Raw genomic sequence first — 15,749 nt, 5'->3', positions numbered from 1 at the left:
TCCACCCGAGTATGCCGTTCCATGCCCAGAGCCGCCGAACTGAAAAAAGGCCAGATCGTCCAGATCAACAGCCAGCCGTACATCGTCTCGCATATCGAAGTGAAAAGCCCTTCGTCGCGCAGCGGTACGACCCTGTACAAGGTGCGTTTCAACCATGTGCAGACCAAGCAGAAGTTGGACCAGAGCCTGACCGGCGATGACATGCTCGCCTCTATCGACTTTCAGAAGCGCGCTGTGCAGTTTCTCTATCTCGACGCTGACGGCTACACCTTTATGGACAATGAGGACTTCAGCCAGTACACCCTGACGGCAGAGCAGCTGGAAGATCAGATTCCTTACCTGCACGACGGTATCGCCGGTCTGTACGGCCTGATTGTCGAGGGCAACCTGGTTGGCGTGGAGTTACCCGCGGTAGTGGAAATGCCCATCGAAGAAACACCGCCGGCGATTAAAGGCTCCTCCGCCAGCGCCCGAACCAAGACGGCTCGTTTCGCTACCGGCCTGGAAATTCAGATCCCTGAATATCTGGAAACGGGCGAGACACTGCGCATCAATACCGAAACCGGGAAATTCATGTCGCGCGCCTGAGTGCGTATCCCAGTCCGTTTCCCCACAAGGAATTACTCATGTCACAGCCGCATGTCATCGAACCCTCTACCACGACCCGCCACTGCGTTATCTGGCTGCACGGTCTGGGCGCCGACCGTTTCGACTTTGTTCCGGTAGTCGATGCCCTGGATCTGCCAGATGATCACGGCATTCGCTTTATTTTTCCCCAGGCGCCAACGCGGCCGGTCACCATCAATGGTGGTTTCCCGATGCCCAGTTGGTACGACATCCTGGGCATGGCTCCCGCGCGGGCGATCAGCCACGAACAAATGCAGGAATCGGCGGACACGGTTCTGAGCCTGGTTAACCAGCAGATTGCCGCCGGCGTGCCGGCAGAACACATCATCCTTGCCGGCTTTTCCCAGGGCGGCGCCGTGGTCTTGCATGCTGCGATGCAAAGTGATCTGACTCTGGGCGGCGTCATGGCTTTGTCTACCTACGGCCCCACTCTGGACACCCTGGTCGAGGGTAAAACCGCACGACCGCTGGCGGTGTTCTGCGCTCACGGTTTGAACGACGAGATGGTCAAAACCACTCTGGGCCGCCAGGCACATGACGTGCTGGAAGCCGCTGGCCATCAGGTTGAATGGCATGACTACCCGATGGGCCACGAAGTCTGCCCAGCACAGATTGCCGACATTCGGCAGTGGTTGGTCACCCGCCTGGCACTGTAATCCGAATGCCCCGGCCGGATTGGTCAAAAATTAACCGGCCAGGGCTTCGCGAATACAAAACGTTGCAGTACACTGCTGGGTGAATATCCATTTGCCCACACTGAGAGATGCCTGTGCTCAAAGCACTGAAGAGTCTGTTCAAGCCGCAAGACAAGCCTCAAGCCCAGCCGCAGCCTGCCACATCTAGCCCTCGTACTAGCTCTGCCGCTGACGCAAGAAAAAGCCCGTCTGTTGCCGCAAATACCGTTGCCAACAATACTGCCAATGGCCGCTTGGCTGGCAAACAGCGACCGCGCAAAGACAAGCCAGCGGCGCCACCGGTTGAGCCCATTACACCCTGGGCACGCGAGGACTTCTCAGTCGAGCCGGCCGAAGGCAAAACCCGCTTTCATGATTTCGACCTGCCCGACAGCCTGATGCGCGCGATTCAGGATCAGGGCTTCAGTTACTGCACACCGATTCAGGCACAGGTACTGGGCAGCACGCTCAAGGGCCAGGATGCCATCGGCCGGGCACAGACCGGTACCGGCAAAACAGCTGCGTTTCTGATCTCGACCATCACTCAACTGCTGGAAACGCCCCCGCCGGATGAGCGCTTTATGGGCGAGCCGCGTGCGCTGATCATCGCGCCGACCCGCGAACTGGTGATGCAGATTGCCAACGATGCAGTAGGCCTGACCAAGCATTGCCCGTTAAACGTGATGGCTTTTGTCGGCGGCATGGATTTCGACAAACAGATCAAGCAGCTGGAAAAGCAGCATTGCGACATTCTGGTGGCCACCCCGGGCCGTCTGCTGGACTTCTGCAACCGCGGTGAAGTGCATCTGGATCTGATCGAGGTATTGATCCTGGATGAGGCCGACCGCATGCTGGATATGGGCTTTATTCCGCAAGTACGGCAGATCATCCGCCAGACCCCGCGCAAGGGTGACCGCCAGACGCTGCTGTTCTCAGCCACCTTCAGCGACGACGTGATGAACCTGTCCCAGCAATGGACCCAGGATCCGGCCATCGTCGAGATTGAGCCAGAGCGTGCCGCCTCGGAGAACGTCGATCAGCAGGTGTACGCCGTGACCGGCAGCGACAAGTACAAGCTGCTGTACAACCTGATCACCCAACTCGATCTGACCCGAGTCATGGTGTTCGCCAATCGCAAGGATCAGGTTCGCCGCATTCAGGAAAGGCTGGTACGCGATGGCATCAATGCCGCCCAATTGTCCGGTGATGTGCCACAGCAAAAGCGCGTGCGCACCCTGGACAGTTTCAAGGATGGCAGCCTGCGCGTGCTGGTTGCTACGGACGTGGCCGGCCGAGGCATTCACGTCGACGGCATCAGTCATGTGATCAATTACACCTTGCCGGATGACCCTGAAGATTACGTACACCGCATTGGCCGCACTGGCCGAGCCGGCGCCAAAGGTACGTCTATCAGTTTTGCCTGCGAGGATGATGCATTCCAGATTCCGCCCATTGAAGCGCTATTGGGCAATAAGCTGGTATGTATTCCGCCGGAAATGCATCTACTCAAAGCCCTGCCTCAGCGCCACCAGAGCGCCGACGAGAAAGCCGCCAGCGATGCCAACGAAGCCGAGCAGGCCGCAGCGGCGGCAGCCAACAAGAAACGCGCAAGTGGACGTGACGGACAGCGGGGAAACCGGCGCTAACAGCGTTTTTCATCTCACCGGGCCAATGACTATAACGTGGTTTTTTGGCCCCTGAACATCCCCGTTCGTCGCCTGCAATATTTATTTCCAGTTTGGCTTTTTTGCGCTTGTGAAGGTCATTTGAACTGCGCTATATATCGGTCAACCGACCGAATCCTCAAGGTGATCCTCTGATACCTGATGGCCTATCGAGTCGGCCCGCGGACTGCCAGGCGCAGCTCAAGCGCCTGATACAGTCTCGTAAAATGGCACTTGCGAGGTAATTGCATATGGAAGCGTGCGGACCGACACGACATACCTTCTATGTTCTCGACACCAACGTCCTCATCCACGATCCCAACGCTCTGCTGAACTTTGAAGAACACCACGTCATCATCCCGATGACCGTTCTGGAAGAACTCGACAAACTCAAATCAGGTAAAGCCAGCACTGCCGCTGATTGTCGCCAGGCCATCAGATTGATAGACAAGACCCTCGCCGATGCTCCCCCTGACCAGGTAGAAAAAGGCGTGCCGATCCAGCGAGGCAAGCTGGGTCCGAATGGCACTCTGGCCATTCTGATGGACAAGACACCGATTCCGGCACACTGCCTGCCCAACGATCTGAACGACAACAAGATCATCAACCAGCTCTGCCAATTGCAGCACAAACATCCCGATTCTCGCGTGGTGCTGGTATCCAAAGATATCAACATGCGCCTGAAGGCGCGCGCCTGCGGCATCGATGCCGAGGACTATCAAACCGATCAGCTACTCGATGATATCTCTCTGTTAGCCCGCGGATACCATCAGGTTGAAGGATCCTTCTGGGACCGCGTCAAGCGCGTGGAAACCCATCAACGCCTGGGCAAGACCGTGCACGACGTGCAGTTGATCGACAACGTGCCAGCCTTGCATATCAACGATTTCATCATCGATGATCAGGGCTTTATCGGCTGGGTGAAATCGATTCAGGGCGACCATATGAGCCTGCGCGATTTGCATCAGGAGCAGCTGATGCATCAGGAGGCCTGGGGCTTACGGCCAAGGGACGTATTTCAGGCGCTGGCCATGTATGCCCTGCTCGATCCAGACATTCATCTGGTCAACCTGACCGGCGCGGCCGGATCCGGTAAAACCATTCTGGCGCTGGCAGCGGCCATCGAACAGACCATGGTCAGCAAGACCTACCGACGTATCATCGCCACCCGCAGTACGCAGGGGCTGGATGAAGATATAGGCTTTCTGCCCGGTACCGAAGCGGAAAAGATGGAGCCCTGGCTCGGCGCTATAACTGATAACCTCGAAGCTCTGCATATGGATGACGAGTGTACCCACGGCAGCGTGGACTACATACTCGACCGCGTTCCCTTGCAGTTCAAGTCGCTCAACTACATCCGCGGGCGCAGCTTCCAGCAGAGTTTTATCCTGATCGACGAGAGCCAGAACCTGACCCCGCACCAGATCAAGACGATCATCACCCGTGCCGGTAGCGGCTCGAAAGTGGTCTGCCTGGGCAACCTGGCGCAGATCGATACCCCCTACCTGAATGCCACCAGTTCAGGCCTGACCTACCTGACCGAATGCTTCAAGGACTTCCCCCACGGCGTACATATCCACCTGCAGGGCGTACCCCGCTCGATACTGGCGGAATACGCAGAAACGCACCTTTAGGAGCTGCAAGCTGCAAGCCAAAGATAGTGTCCCCTGGCGTTCCTGCGTCAAACTTCAGTGACCAGGAAAACCAGGGGCTTTATTTTTTCCTCTTGTAGCTTGGGGCTTGCCGCTTGCCGCTATTACCAACGCCTATCAAGCCAATGCAGAGCACAGCTAAGGGCAATCCGGCATAATAGCCTCCAGTCATATACGGAGGTTTTTTATGCTGTTGGTTATCTCGCCCGCCAAAACCCTTGATTACGAAACACCCCCGGTCACCAGCACCCATACCAAGCCGCGTTTTCTCGAACACAGCCGCGAGCTGATCGACATTCTCCAGGAAAAGTCGCCGCAGGATATCGCCGAGCTGATGTCGCTGTCCGACAAGCTGGCCAGCTTGAACGTGGCCCGCTATGGCAGCTGGAGCGGCCGATTTACCAAGGCCAACAGCAAGCAGGCGTTACTCGCCTTCAAGGGTGACGTGTATACCGGATTGGCGGCGGAAGATTTTACCGAGGAAGACTTTGCCTTTGCCCAGCAGCATCTGCGCATGTTGTCAGGCTTATACGGCCTGCTGCGTCCGCTGGACATGATGCAGCCCTACCGCCTGGAAATGGGTACCAAATTGGCCAACCCGCGCGGCAAGGATCTGTACAGTTTCTGGGGCGAACACATCAGCGAGTGGCTGAACAAGGACCTGAAGAAACAGGGCGACGATGTCCTGTTGAATCTGGCTTCTCAGGAGTACTTTGGCGCGGTAAAACCCAAGGCATTGAAGGCGCGAGTGATCGATACCGTATTCAAGGATCAGAAAAACGGCCAGTACAAGATCATCAGCTTCTACGCCAAGAAGGCCCGCGGCCTGATGGCGCGCTACGTGATCAAGGAACGCATTACCGATCCCGAACAGTTGAAAAACTTCGACCTGGACGGCTACCGCTTTGATGCAGCCAGCTCATCAGATGACAAGCTGGTGTTCTTGCGCGAGGAGAGCAACTAAGCCGTTAGGCTTTCACTGATCGAAGCCGGGGTTGACGCGCTGCAACTTGCGCAGCAACGCCGGCCAGGCCAGATTGGCGCCAGCACCCTTGGTGACCTTGCGCATGCTCTCGCGGGCGCCATCAAGGATCTGCTGCGGGATCGGAATCAGGTCACCGCCGCCAGCCTGGGCACTGACCTGAATCTCACAGCAACGTTGCAACGTGTACATGGTCAGAAAGGCTTCGGCGACTGACTTGCCACAGGTCATCAGGCCGTGATTTCGCAGAACCATATTATTTGCGTTGCCTAGGTCTGCCTGCAGCCGTGCCTTTTCTTCATCATTCAGCGCCACACCTTCGTAATCGTGATAGGCCAGGCTGCTCAATACGAAAATCGATTGCTGGGAAATCGGCAGAATGCCATTTTTCTGCGCAGAAACACCGACACCATCCGCGGTATGCGTATGCAGCACACAGCCGGCATCATGACGGACTTCGTGCACGGCGCTGTGAATGGTGAAACCGGCTGGATTGATATCGTAGGGCGTATCCGACAGCTTGTTACCCTGCAGATCGATCTTGACCAGATTGGACGCAGTCATCTCCTCGAACATCAAACCGTAAGGGTTGATCAGAAAATGTTCGGTGCCAGGGATTTTGGCTGATACGTGGGTGAAGACCACGTCATCCCAGCCGTACATCGCAATCAAACGATAGCAGGCGGCCAGATCAACTCGTGTCTGCCACTCTTCAGCGCTGACTTGATCCTGCAGATTAACCACTGGCAACGACTGAAATGCGTTCATCGGCTTTGTCCTCTTGTATGAGATAAAATATGGGAGCTGCACCAGGCGCCCAATGCTTGTCACATCCCTAGCCAGTTGCGGCATACTATGGGACGTTCAATATAAGAGAGAGTCTAGACGGTGACAGCAAAGCGGACTGTCAAGCAGGTTACAGTCGCCGCATCAGTGGATGACGGCAAACTATCCAAGCTGCTGCAGAACAATCGCTGGTTCAATGAGCTCCCGGAATACTGCCTGGAAGAAATGCTCGCGCTGGCAAGAATCCGTCAGTTGGACGATGGCGAGTGCGTCTATGCCAAGGATGATGAGCCCGACGGCTTGTATGGCGTCATCAGCGGCGCCGCGCGTATCAGCAATATCGGCCCGGATGGCCGTGAAGCGGTGTTGGCTGTATTGAGCCCTGGCAGCTGGTTTGGCGAGATCTCTCTATTCGACGGGCTGCCACGCTCGCATGACACGCATGCCAGCGGCCCCACTGAATTGCTGCTGATCCCGCGCAAAGGTTTTCAGCAGATGCTGGATCGACGGCCAGAACTCTACCCTCTGTTCATGCGTTTGCTGTGTCGGCGCATTCGCATCTCCTTTGCCATGCTCGAAGACAGCGCCCTGCTGCCACTGCCATCGCGTCTGGCCAAACGCTTGCTGATGCACGCGCACAATTATGGCCAGACCGACGATGAAGGCGGCCGCCCTTCTGTACAGCTATCGCAAGAATCGCTCGGCCTGATGCTCAACAGCTCGCGGCAAAGCATCAACAAATTGCTCAAGCGACTCGAAACCGCGGGCTGGTTGAAGATCCGCTATGGGCAGATTGTAATACTCGACGAACCTGCACTGACGCGGCTGGCCACGGGGGAAACCACTCTCGAGGTGTAAGGCTGCCGATCAAGCGCGCTGTGCGAGCGTGTTGACCCATTGCTCCAGCCAAGGCTGCGCGTCCACTTCCGGGGTGACGCTTTCGCTGGCATCCAGGCGCAGCATGGGCAAAACTTCCTCAGCCTGCAACTCGAGTAACAGCTCACGCATCAACTCACCACCCTGGCAAAAGGTGTCGCCATAGGCGGAATCACCCAACGCGATCACGCCGAATGGGATCTTGGTCAGCAACGGGAAACGGCTCTGCAATTCCAGATAGAACGGCATAAAACTGTCAGGCAATTCACCCATGCCGGTAGTCGACGTACACACCAGCAAACTCTCTGGCTGCGCTGCCAACATGGCGTCCACGTTAGCCGGCTTGACTCTTACCACGTCCAACCCGGCGCCTGAGCACACACTCGCCGCCTCATCTGCGACCATATCGGCTGTACCGAAAACCGAACCACTGAGTATTGCTACCTGCATGCGCTGACTCCCCAACTGCTTTGAAAGGCAGCCATTATGCCCCACTCTTGCGCCCGGAGGCGGTAGACAGCGCAGGTTGATGCTATAGAATGAGGTCAAATATCAGGAGAATATTGTTGCAATGATCAATGCCAAACTGCTGCAGCTTGTGGTCAACGCGTCGAATGACGGCATTTGTGTCGCCGAACAGGAAGGCGACGACAATATCCTCATTTACGTGAATAAAGCGTTTGAGGCGCTGACCGGTTACAAAACCGACGACATCCTGTACCAGGATTGCCGTTTTCTGCAAAAGGATGACCGCGATCAACCTGGCCTGGACGCCATCCGCAAGGCGGTGAAAGACGGCGTGCCCTGCCGCCAGGTAATACGCAACTACCGCAAGGACGGCAGCCTGTTCTGGAACGAGCTATCCATTACTCCGGTTTTCAATGAAGCCGACCAGTTGACGTATTACATCGGTATACAGAAAGACGTGACCGAACAGGTTGAGGCGCAACAGAAGGTCGAAGAGCTGCAGGCCGAGATCAGCCGCCTTAAAGCGCAATTGCAGGATTCGAAAGACTGAGCAAATAAAAAACCCCGGTAGCCCAAAGGGGAAGACGACTACCGGAGTGCGCAGTTGCAGCGAGGCTCTATGCTCCAAGCCCCTCGCATTTACTTATACAAAAATTATCCTAAAAAATAAGACTTGTACAGGAAAGTGCGCCGGCAGCGCTGGGTATTTGTAAAAGCGTATAACTTGAGTGCGAGAAACCGAGAAGCATTTTTTATTCTTCCAGCCGACCAGCCAGCAACAGACGCATTTTCGCACTCAGACCTTCTGCAGGCTCACCCAACAACACCATACCCGCCCTCAGTAGCTCTGCAGGTTGCACCTCACAGAGCGCCCCGACCACCGCAACCGGACACTCCAGCGCTTGCTCCATCCGCCTGAGGCTCTTGAGCAGATCGTCTTCGATCGTGCGGCCACCATACAGGGCGATCGCGTCACAACCGCAGCGCTGCGCCATATCAGTGAGTTCAGAGATCGACGGTACTGCAGGAAGGTAAACCACATCGACCTCGGCCGCGGCAATAAAAGCCGCGGCCACCAGCATCTCCAGTTCCTTTTGCGGCCCCGGCAACCCAGCAAGCATTACGCACGAGTAGCCTGAGCGACGATAACTCAAGCGCTGGAATAGCCGGCCACGCAAGTAGGCATCCAGAAACGCCCACTGCCCGGATAACCCAGACCCTTCGCCACTGTCGAGAAAGCGCCTCCATACCGGCAGCAGAACGTCGTCGAACATCACCGACATGGGGAAATCGCCCTGTACCTGACCGTAGATCAGATCCAGGCCGCGCAGATCGAAGGCATTCACTGCTTCGATCAAGCGTGTTTGCCAGCTCTGCAGATCCGCTGCGGCGACTTGGGCCGCAGCAACGCCCACTTCAATCACAGGCTCTGAGACGGCAGCAGGCTTGACCTGCCTGTCGATAATGGAGGCCACTTTGCTGACTGCGACGCCGCGATCAATCCATGACATGACCGAACGCACGCGCTCGATATCGGCCATGGAATAAAGCCGGTGGCCGCTTGGAGTGCGGTGCGGCACCAACAGACCATAGCGCCGCTCCCAGGCTCTCAAGGTCACCGAATTGACGCCGGTAAGCCGAGAGACCTCACGGATCGGATAGAGGTCTTCGTTACTCAGATCCAGAGGCGGTGCTGAAGAAGCTGGCGGTAATGTCATGGTGGTCATATCTACTTACAGTGAAAGTCCATGTTCTGTGCTGGAACGGTTGTGGGATGCTGTGTACGACCGCTAGATTAGCTCCCATTGTACAGAAGTTAGGCATTAGCAAAAGCCTGTACATCGATTGCCCAATACACCTAATCATCAGCGCGCCACAGGTTGTGCCATGACATCTAAAGCTCCGCCCTCCTTCGCATGCTGGCCTCTCACGCTGTATTACGACGGCCAGTGCCCGCTGTGTCTGCGCGAAATACAGTTGTTCCAGAGACGTAACCACCAAGGTCGACTGCAGCTGCGGGACATCGCCACAGACGACACCGCCCCGCTGCCGGGCCTGACGCGCGAGCAGATGCTTGATTGTCTGCATGCGCGTTTTGATGATGGGTTGATAGTCACGGGCATCGACGCGACCTATTGGAGCTACCGTGCCGTCGGCCTCGGCTGGCTGGTCAAGCCGCTGGCATGGCGCTGGGCGCGCCCGTTATGGCAATGGGGTTACAGGCGCTTCTGCGCCATGCGGCCACTCCTGGCGAAAATCATTCCCATGCCGGCGGTAAGTAATTGCGCGACTGGCCAGTGCCGCCCGCAAAACGGCGTACGGACCACGAAATCCGATTGATTGGCACCACTAGCGTCGCCCGATGACCTCATCCTGCGCCACGATCACCTTCAGCGGAACCTCAGCCAAACCCCATCCACGCAGATCTCGGCGCATCTGGCCCAGCTCGGACCAGTAGCGCGGCCTGCCCCGATGGTCTGTCAGCAGTTGCTGACCCAAGCCCTCTGCGTGTAGCTGCAGCGCATACCGCCCCAGAGCGCTATGCGTGATAATATTCACCGTCATTGTCGGGTTCGCCCGCCGAGTTTGCCTGAGTTCTTTGCCCTGTATCATGTGTATTGTCCTGCATTGTAAAAAAGCCCAGGTTAGGAATACTTGTACAAATATGCTGCGTTATACGCAAATTAACGCCTCTTTTAATGGATGATAGTGCAGATACAGTCCATTTGTAGCTAAATATCTGCACGTAGTTGTACATCTTTAGGCGTTGGTATAAGTTTTTTCCAGAATCTGGCAACCCTGAGCCGTTGTCGCTGTACCCCCGGCTCGGGACTGCCAGGTTCTATCCGAGGATATCGAGACACCCATGAATGAGCAGCAAAGCATATTGATCACCGGAGCAGCGCAGCGCGTGGGGCTGCACTGCGCGCAGCGCCTGGTCGAGGCTGGCTATCATGTGATCATTACCTGTCGTTACCAGCGTGAGGAATGGCTGACCTCTCCGCTAGAGGGGATCGAAGTCATGATTGCGGATTTCTCCACGCTGCCAGGGATTGAAGCGTTTATCGCGACCCTGAAAAGCCGGGCACCGCGGCTACGCGCAATCATCCACAACGCCTCGCTATGGCTGGACGACGACGCGGGCGTTGACGCGTTCCAGACCATGTTCATGCTGCATATGCAGGCACCGATGATGATCAACAATGCCAGTGCCGAGTTACTTGACCCCGACTGTCAGACGGACATTATCCATCTGACTGACTATGCCGCTCAACGGGGAAGTAGCCGGCATGCGGCCTATTGCGCGAGCAAGGCTGGATTGGAAAATCTCACCCTGTCGTTTGCCAAGCGGCTGGCACCCAAGGTGAAAGTCAACGCCATCGCCCCCGCCCTGATCATGTTCAACCCTGAGGATGACCAGGCTTACCGCACGCGGGCACTGGAGAAATCGGCGCTGGGTATCGAGCCCGGCCCGGAGGTCGTGTATCAGTCGATACGCTACCTGTTGGACAATAACTACGTAACCGGAACCAGCCTGAGCCTCAATGGCGGCAGGCATTTGAAATGACACACGACGAGACTCCAGAGATGAGCCTAGAGAACCTGACCCAGAACTACCAAGAGATCCTGACCAATCTGGGTGAAAATCCACAGCGTGAGGGTCTGAAAGGTACCCCTCTGCGGGCCGCCAAAGCCATGCAGTTTCTCTGCCGTGGTTATGATCAGTCGCTGGAAGAGATCGTCAACGGCGCCCTGTTCGACTCCACCAATGACGAGATGGTGATCGTCAAGGACATAGAACTTTACTCCCTGTGCGAGCACCACCTGCTGCCGTTCATCGGCAAGGCGCATGTGGCTTATATTCCTACCGGCAAAGTCATTGGCCTGTCCAAGGTCGCGCGGATTGTCGACATGTTTGCCCGGCGCCTGCAGATTCAGGAAAACCTGACCCGACAAATTGCTGATGCGTTGTTATCAGTCACCAATGCCAAGGGTGTCGCCGTGGTGATTGAGGCCAAGCACATGTGCATGATGATGCGCGGTGTGGAGAAACAGAATTCCTCAATGCACAGTTCAGTGATGCTCGGCGCCTTTCGCGATTCGGTAAATACCCGCCAGGAATTCCTCCAGCTGATCGCCCGGAGTAGCTGACAATGTCGCAACCGATGCCGCAATTGACCCCCGGTATGGCGCGCATCAGGGTCAAGAATCTGATGCTGCGCACCTTTATCGGTATCAATGACGACGAAGTCCGCAATAAGCAGGATGTGCTAATAAACCTGAGCATTCTCTATCCGGCCAGTGATGCGGTGGCGGGCAACCAGATTGAACAGGCGCTGAATTACCGGACCATTACCAAAGCCATTATCAACCACGTTGAAAACAACCGCTTTGCTCTGCTGGAGCGCTTGACTCAGGAATTGCTCGATCTCGTCATGAGCTATCCACAAGTGCGTTATGCCGAGGTCGAGGTCGACAAGCCGCATGCATTGCGCTTTGCCGAATCGGTATCGGTCACACTCAGCAACAGCCGCGAAGCTTGATAACAGCCCGAGATTGCCGCTGCGCCGACGGCCCAGTATCATCCCTGCGAACACGTCCCCTACCAAGCGGAGCTGATTATGACCAAGCAAGAGCGCATTGAACTTGAAGCGGCGGCCTTTCGTACTCTGCTCGGGCATCTGAGCAGCCGAAAGGATGTGCAGAACATCGACCTGATGACCCTAGCCGGCTTCTGCCGCAACTGCCTGGCCAAATGGTACAAGAGCGCCGCCGACGACATGGATATAGAGCTGTCGCTGGACCAGGCACGCGAAGAGATTTATGGCATGCCCTACGCCGAGTGGAAGTCCAAGTACCAGAAGCAAGCCAGCCCTGAGCAACAGGCTGCGCTCGACCAAGCCCAAAGCAAAGCAGAGAAGTGATGACCGCCGACCAACTGAGGGCTCGACTGGGCACAGATGAGTACCGCTTCGCCGATACGCTGGCGTTTATAGCCGAGCATTACCACTACCAACCTAGTGCTTTTACCAACGGCCCGGTCCACAACGATGCCGAGCAAAACCAGGGCTCCTGCAAGGTTCTGGCCATGGCCAAAGATCAGCAACTCAGCGACCAACAGGCACTTCAGTGCTTTGCCGAGCATTATCAGGCCGTATTAAACACGCCAGATGGTGAAGATCACGCTAATATTCGCGCCCTGATGCAACACGGCCAGGCCGGCGTCAGCTTTGCCACATTCCCCCTTACTCGGCGTTAAGCGGCAACAGCTGCTTTCTGGAGCAATCATGCAGGCCAAGCAACTGCAACCTGTCGGCGACTTCCCCGCCACGGGCCTGATCCGGCGTCTGGCCGCGATAGGCTACGACCTGTTTCTGCTGATCGCCATCTGGATGGTCACCGCCTTTGCTTATCTGGGTGTACGCATACTCATCAGCGGCGCGGAGCAGGTCCAGCAACAGGCCGACAGCGGTATGCTGGATGGCGACATCCTGCTGCGGCTGCTGTTGATCGGCGTCAGCCTGTTGTTTTATCTCAGCTTCTGGACGCTCAAGGGGCAGACGCTGGGTATGCAGGTATGGCGGATACGGCTAGAACAACCCAACGGCGATGCCATTACCCGCAAGCAGGGGGTCATTCGTTTCCTGGTCGCGCAGCCTGCCTGGTTATGCGGCGGCCTGGGTCTGCTGTGGATGCTCTGGGACAAACAATCGCGCACCTGGCAGGACATAGCCTCTGGCACGCGCCTGGTTACCTTGCCAAAGGGCACCTACAAAAAATAACCGGCGCGGAAGGTTTCTACCCTGCCCGCTTCATCAGCCAGGCGCCCATCACCAGCAGCAGCCCGATCGGTAGCAACACCGCAATCAGCGGCGAAAAACCGAACACCAGACTTGAAGGCCCAAGCAGGTCCTGCAAGATCTGGAAGCTGAAGCCAACCAGCACCCCGGTAAAAATGCGCTGCCCCAGCGTGACCGAACGCAAGGGGCCGAAGACGAAGGAAATGGCCACAAACACCAGCGCCAGGGTAGCCAGCGGCTGGAGCAGTTTTTTCCAGAACGCCAGCCAGTACTGACTGTTATTCAAGCCCTGCTCGGCCAGATACCCCTGATACTGCCAGATAGCCGCCAATGACAGCACATCCGGCTCAAGCATCACCACCCGCAACAGCTCGGCCGAGAGCAACACATCCCAGCGCTCTTCTGCACTGACCGATACTTCACTGTTGCCGTTCTCCTGAAAGCGTGTGGCCTCGACGTCCTGCATTAGCCAGTGATCACTTTGCACTGTGGCACGGCTGGCAAAGCTGGCCTCCAACAGGCGCCGCTCCTCGCCAAAGCGATAGCGCGTCACCCCCACCAGTTCACCGTCGGGCTGCACTGCATTGATATGCAAAAAGTCATCACCTTCACGGTGCCAGAGCCCGCGCGACTGGAATGCCCCATCACTGCCCTGGGCGATAGCCCGGCGATTTTCTGCCAGATTTTCGCTGTACGGAGCAGCATATTCTCCAAGCAGAATCCCGGCGAGCATCACCACCAACAAGGGCTTCATGACCGCACCAATAATGCGCGCAATGGAGACGCCCGCTGCGCGCATGATGGTCAATTCAGAGTTGCTCGCCAGCGTCCCCAGACCGATAAGACAACCAACCAGCGCCGCCAGTGGCAACATGTCATAGAGGCGCCGGGGCAGGGTAAATAGCGTATAGGTCAGCGCATCCATTGCGCTGTAATTACCCTCAACATCGTCCAGCTCACCAATAAAGGCGAACAACAGATCCAGGCCTAGAATGATCATCGCCACCACCACGATGTTCAGCAGTACGGTGCTGCCGATGTAGCGATCAAGCTTGCGCATGCTGATGCCCTCCCTTGCCCGGCCCGGCCGAAGACGGCGCCATCAGCGCCTCCCGATTAAGCGCCAGACCAACGCCGATAAACACCAGGTGTACCCACCACAAGCCCAATGCGGCGGGCACTGCGCCCGACTCCATCCAGCTGCGAGCGCTGATCAGCAAAGCCAGGTAGGCCATGTACAGCATGACCGCCGGCAACAGCTTGAGGAAGCGTCCCTGGCGAGGGTTGACTCGCGCCAATGGCACGGCAAAAAAGGCCACAACAAAGACTAGAATCGGTAGTGAAAAGCGCCATTGCAGTTCGGACTGCAGGCGGATGTCTGCCTGGCCGAACAGCTCGAGGGTGGGAATCGCTTCGCGGTCGGTGACCTCGGTAGCAACTTCAGGGCGCGGCAACAGCACGCCATAGGTGTCGTACTGGATAGCGCGAAAATCCGCAGCGCCGGGTTTGCCATCATAGCGAAAGCCGTTATAAAGCATCAGGTAGCGGCTGCCATCAGGATTCATCTGCTGGCGCCCGGTTTCAGCTACCAGCACACCAACCCGCCCTTCCTCGACATCACCGGCACGCTCGGTGATGAATACTTCCTGCAATTGCGTCCGATCAGCTGACAACCCACCGGCATAGGTCACCCGCTGCCCGTTACCCAATGACTGAAAGCGCCCAGCGGCCAGAGTGTCAAACTCGGTCATCGCGTCCTGCTCATTGAACAGTTGCTGCGTTTTAAACACGCCTGAAGGCGCCACCCACAAACTCAGAAAGCCAACTACCAGCGCTACCGCCAGTGCCGAGCCCTGGGTGTAGCCAATAATTTTGCGATCACTGATGCCGGTTACCGACAACACGGTCATCTCGCTATCCAGATACATGCGCCCGTAAGCCAGCAGAATCCCCAGGAACATGCCCAGCGGCAGAATCAGCACCATAAAGCCGGGCAGACGATAACCCATGATCAGAAACAGCACGCTCGGGTCCAATTGCCCGGCGGCAGCCTGGGCCAGGTACTTGATAAAGCGGCCGCTCATAATGATCAGTAGCAGCACGCCACTGACCGCAGTCAGGGTCAACAACACCTCGCGGCTTAGATAACGAAACACAATCACGATAACTTCCTTGGCTCAAGGCACGGGAATAAGCCAGAATGCAGGTAGAGCGCGGCT

General features: G+C 56.8%; 19 protein-coding genes and 1 pseudogene. 14 read left to right on the top strand and 6 right to left on the bottom strand.

Annotated features, from left to right (window positions below; translation table 11 throughout):
* The first annotated feature begins 21 nt into the window (after positions 1-21).
* From yeiP to yaaA, 5 genes and pseudogenes are all read left to right on the top strand, one after another.
* A complete protein-coding gene (gene yeiP, locus EAO82_RS05540) occupies positions 22-588 on the top strand; it encodes an elongation factor P-like protein YeiP (RefSeq protein WP_096345670.1) in 567 nt (188 codons plus the stop codon).
* Positions 589-626: 38 nt separating this feature from the next.
* Positions 627-1,283 (top strand): alpha/beta hydrolase, encoded by a 657-nt coding sequence (locus EAO82_RS05535; RefSeq protein ID WP_096345671.1) that lies wholly within the window; start codon positions 627-629, stop codon positions 1,281-1,283.
* Positions 1,284-1,396: 113 nt separating this feature from the next.
* Positions 1,397-2,830, top strand: a pseudogene (gene rhlB / locus EAO82_RS05530) (ATP-dependent RNA helicase RhlB); the annotation flags it as partial.
* A 386-nt stretch (positions 2,831-3,216) separates the two neighbouring features.
* Entirely contained in the window at positions 3,217-4,599 is a 1,383-nt protein-coding gene (locus tag EAO82_RS05525; protein WP_096345672.1) for a PhoH family protein, read from the top strand.
* Between the two features lie 205 nt (positions 4,600-4,804).
* Positions 4,805-5,581, top strand: a complete 777-nt coding sequence (gene yaaA / locus EAO82_RS05520; RefSeq protein ID WP_096345673.1) for a peroxide stress protein YaaA — start codon at positions 4,805-4,807, stop codon at positions 5,579-5,581.
* Positions 5,582-5,593: 12 nt separating this feature from the next.
* On the opposite strand, the gene EAO82_RS05515 is transcribed toward yaaA, so the two are convergent.
* Positions 5,594-6,367 (bottom strand): class II aldolase/adducin family protein, encoded by a 774-nt coding sequence (locus tag EAO82_RS05515; RefSeq protein ID WP_096345674.1) that lies wholly within the window; start codon positions 6,365-6,367, stop codon positions 5,594-5,596.
* Positions 6,368-6,487: 120 nt separating this feature from the next.
* Here EAO82_RS05515 and EAO82_RS05510 point away from each other — a divergent pair, with 120 nt between their 5' ends.
* On the top strand, positions 6,488-7,243 hold the full coding sequence (locus EAO82_RS05510; RefSeq protein WP_143520280.1) for a Crp/Fnr family transcriptional regulator: 756 nt from the start codon (positions 6,488-6,490) through the stop codon (positions 7,241-7,243).
* 9 nt (positions 7,244-7,252) lie between these two features.
* On the opposite strand, the gene EAO82_RS05505 is transcribed toward EAO82_RS05510, so the two are convergent.
* On the bottom strand, positions 7,253-7,711 hold the full coding sequence (locus EAO82_RS05505) for a flavodoxin domain-containing protein (protein WP_096345676.1): 459 nt from the start codon (positions 7,709-7,711) through the stop codon (positions 7,253-7,255).
* A 121-nt stretch (positions 7,712-7,832) separates the two neighbouring features.
* On the opposite strand from EAO82_RS05505, the gene EAO82_RS05500 reads away from it, so the two are divergent.
* Positions 7,833-8,279, top strand: coding sequence for a PAS domain-containing protein (locus EAO82_RS05500; protein WP_096345677.1), 447 nt, complete (start codon positions 7,833-7,835; stop codon positions 8,277-8,279).
* A 202-nt stretch (positions 8,280-8,481) separates the two neighbouring features.
* On the opposite strand, the gene EAO82_RS05495 is transcribed toward EAO82_RS05500, so the two are convergent.
* On the bottom strand, positions 8,482-9,447 hold the full coding sequence (locus EAO82_RS05495) for a MerR family transcriptional regulator (protein ID WP_174958722.1): 966 nt from the start codon (positions 9,445-9,447) through the stop codon (positions 8,482-8,484).
* A gap of 169 nt (positions 9,448-9,616) precedes the next feature.
* On the opposite strand from EAO82_RS05495, the gene EAO82_RS05490 reads away from it, so the two are divergent.
* Complete coding sequence (locus EAO82_RS05490) at positions 9,617-10,069, top strand: thiol-disulfide oxidoreductase DCC family protein (RefSeq protein ID WP_096345679.1); 453 nt, start codon at positions 9,617-9,619, stop codon at positions 10,067-10,069.
* Between the two features lie 9 nt (positions 10,070-10,078).
* Here EAO82_RS05490 and EAO82_RS05485 read toward each other — a convergent pair whose 3' ends face one another.
* Positions 10,079-10,342, bottom strand: a complete 264-nt coding sequence (locus tag EAO82_RS05485) for a hypothetical protein (protein ID WP_179298437.1) — start codon at positions 10,340-10,342, stop codon at positions 10,079-10,081.
* Between the two features lie 253 nt (positions 10,343-10,595).
* Between EAO82_RS05485 and folM the strand changes: the two genes are divergently transcribed.
* The 6 genes from folM to EAO82_RS05455 all read left to right on the top strand — a co-directional run bounded on the left by folM (position 10,596) and on the right by EAO82_RS05455 (position 13,512).
* Positions 10,596-11,297: a dihydromonapterin reductase gene (gene folM / locus EAO82_RS05480; RefSeq protein ID WP_096345681.1), complete on the top strand. Its 702-nt coding sequence runs from the start codon at positions 10,596-10,598 to the stop codon at positions 11,295-11,297.
* 20 nt (positions 11,298-11,317) lie between these two features.
* Complete coding sequence (gene folE, locus EAO82_RS05475; RefSeq protein ID WP_218838573.1) at positions 11,318-11,881, top strand: GTP cyclohydrolase I FolE; 564 nt, start codon at positions 11,318-11,320, stop codon at positions 11,879-11,881.
* A gap of 14 nt (positions 11,882-11,895) precedes the next feature.
* The gene (gene folX / locus EAO82_RS05470; protein ID WP_096345691.1) at positions 11,896-12,273 is read left to right on the top strand and encodes a dihydroneopterin triphosphate 2'-epimerase; all 378 of its coding nucleotides are present in this window, start codon (positions 11,896-11,898) and stop codon (positions 12,271-12,273) included.
* Between the two features lie 78 nt (positions 12,274-12,351).
* Positions 12,352-12,654, top strand: a complete 303-nt coding sequence (locus EAO82_RS05465; RefSeq protein ID WP_096345683.1) for a DUF1244 domain-containing protein — start codon at positions 12,352-12,354, stop codon at positions 12,652-12,654.
* Positions 12,654-12,989 carry a HopJ type III effector protein gene (locus EAO82_RS05460; RefSeq protein WP_174958719.1) on the top strand — a complete coding sequence of 112 codons (336 nt, stop codon included), beginning with the start codon at positions 12,654-12,656 and terminating at the stop codon, positions 12,987-12,989. The genes EAO82_RS05465 and EAO82_RS05460 overlap by 1 nt, the downstream gene beginning before the upstream one ends.
* Positions 12,990-13,017: 28 nt before the next feature.
* Entirely contained in the window at positions 13,018-13,512 is a 495-nt protein-coding gene (locus EAO82_RS05455; protein ID WP_096345685.1) for an RDD family protein, read from the top strand.
* A gap of 16 nt (positions 13,513-13,528) precedes the next feature.
* Here the strand turns inward: EAO82_RS05455 and lptG are convergent, their stop codons facing one another.
* Positions 13,529-14,590: an LPS export ABC transporter permease LptG gene (gene lptG / locus EAO82_RS05450; RefSeq protein WP_096345686.1), complete on the bottom strand. Its 1,062-nt coding sequence runs from the start codon at positions 14,588-14,590 to the stop codon at positions 13,529-13,531.
* The gene (lptF, locus tag EAO82_RS05445; protein ID WP_096345687.1) at positions 14,577-15,692 is read right to left on the bottom strand and encodes an LPS export ABC transporter permease LptF; all 1,116 of its coding nucleotides are present in this window, start codon (positions 15,690-15,692) and stop codon (positions 14,577-14,579) included. The genes lptG and lptF overlap by 14 nt, the downstream gene beginning before the upstream one ends.
* Positions 15,693-15,749: the final 57 nt, after the last annotated feature.

It is taken from the genome of Halopseudomonas pelagia (assembly GCF_009497895.1).
In the GTDB taxonomy this organism is placed as follows: Bacteria; Pseudomonadota; Gammaproteobacteria; order Pseudomonadales; family Pseudomonadaceae; genus Halopseudomonas; species Halopseudomonas pelagia_A.
The sequence above is the reverse complement of the archived record's forward strand: the minus strand, read 5'-3'. Positions and strand labels throughout refer to the sequence as shown.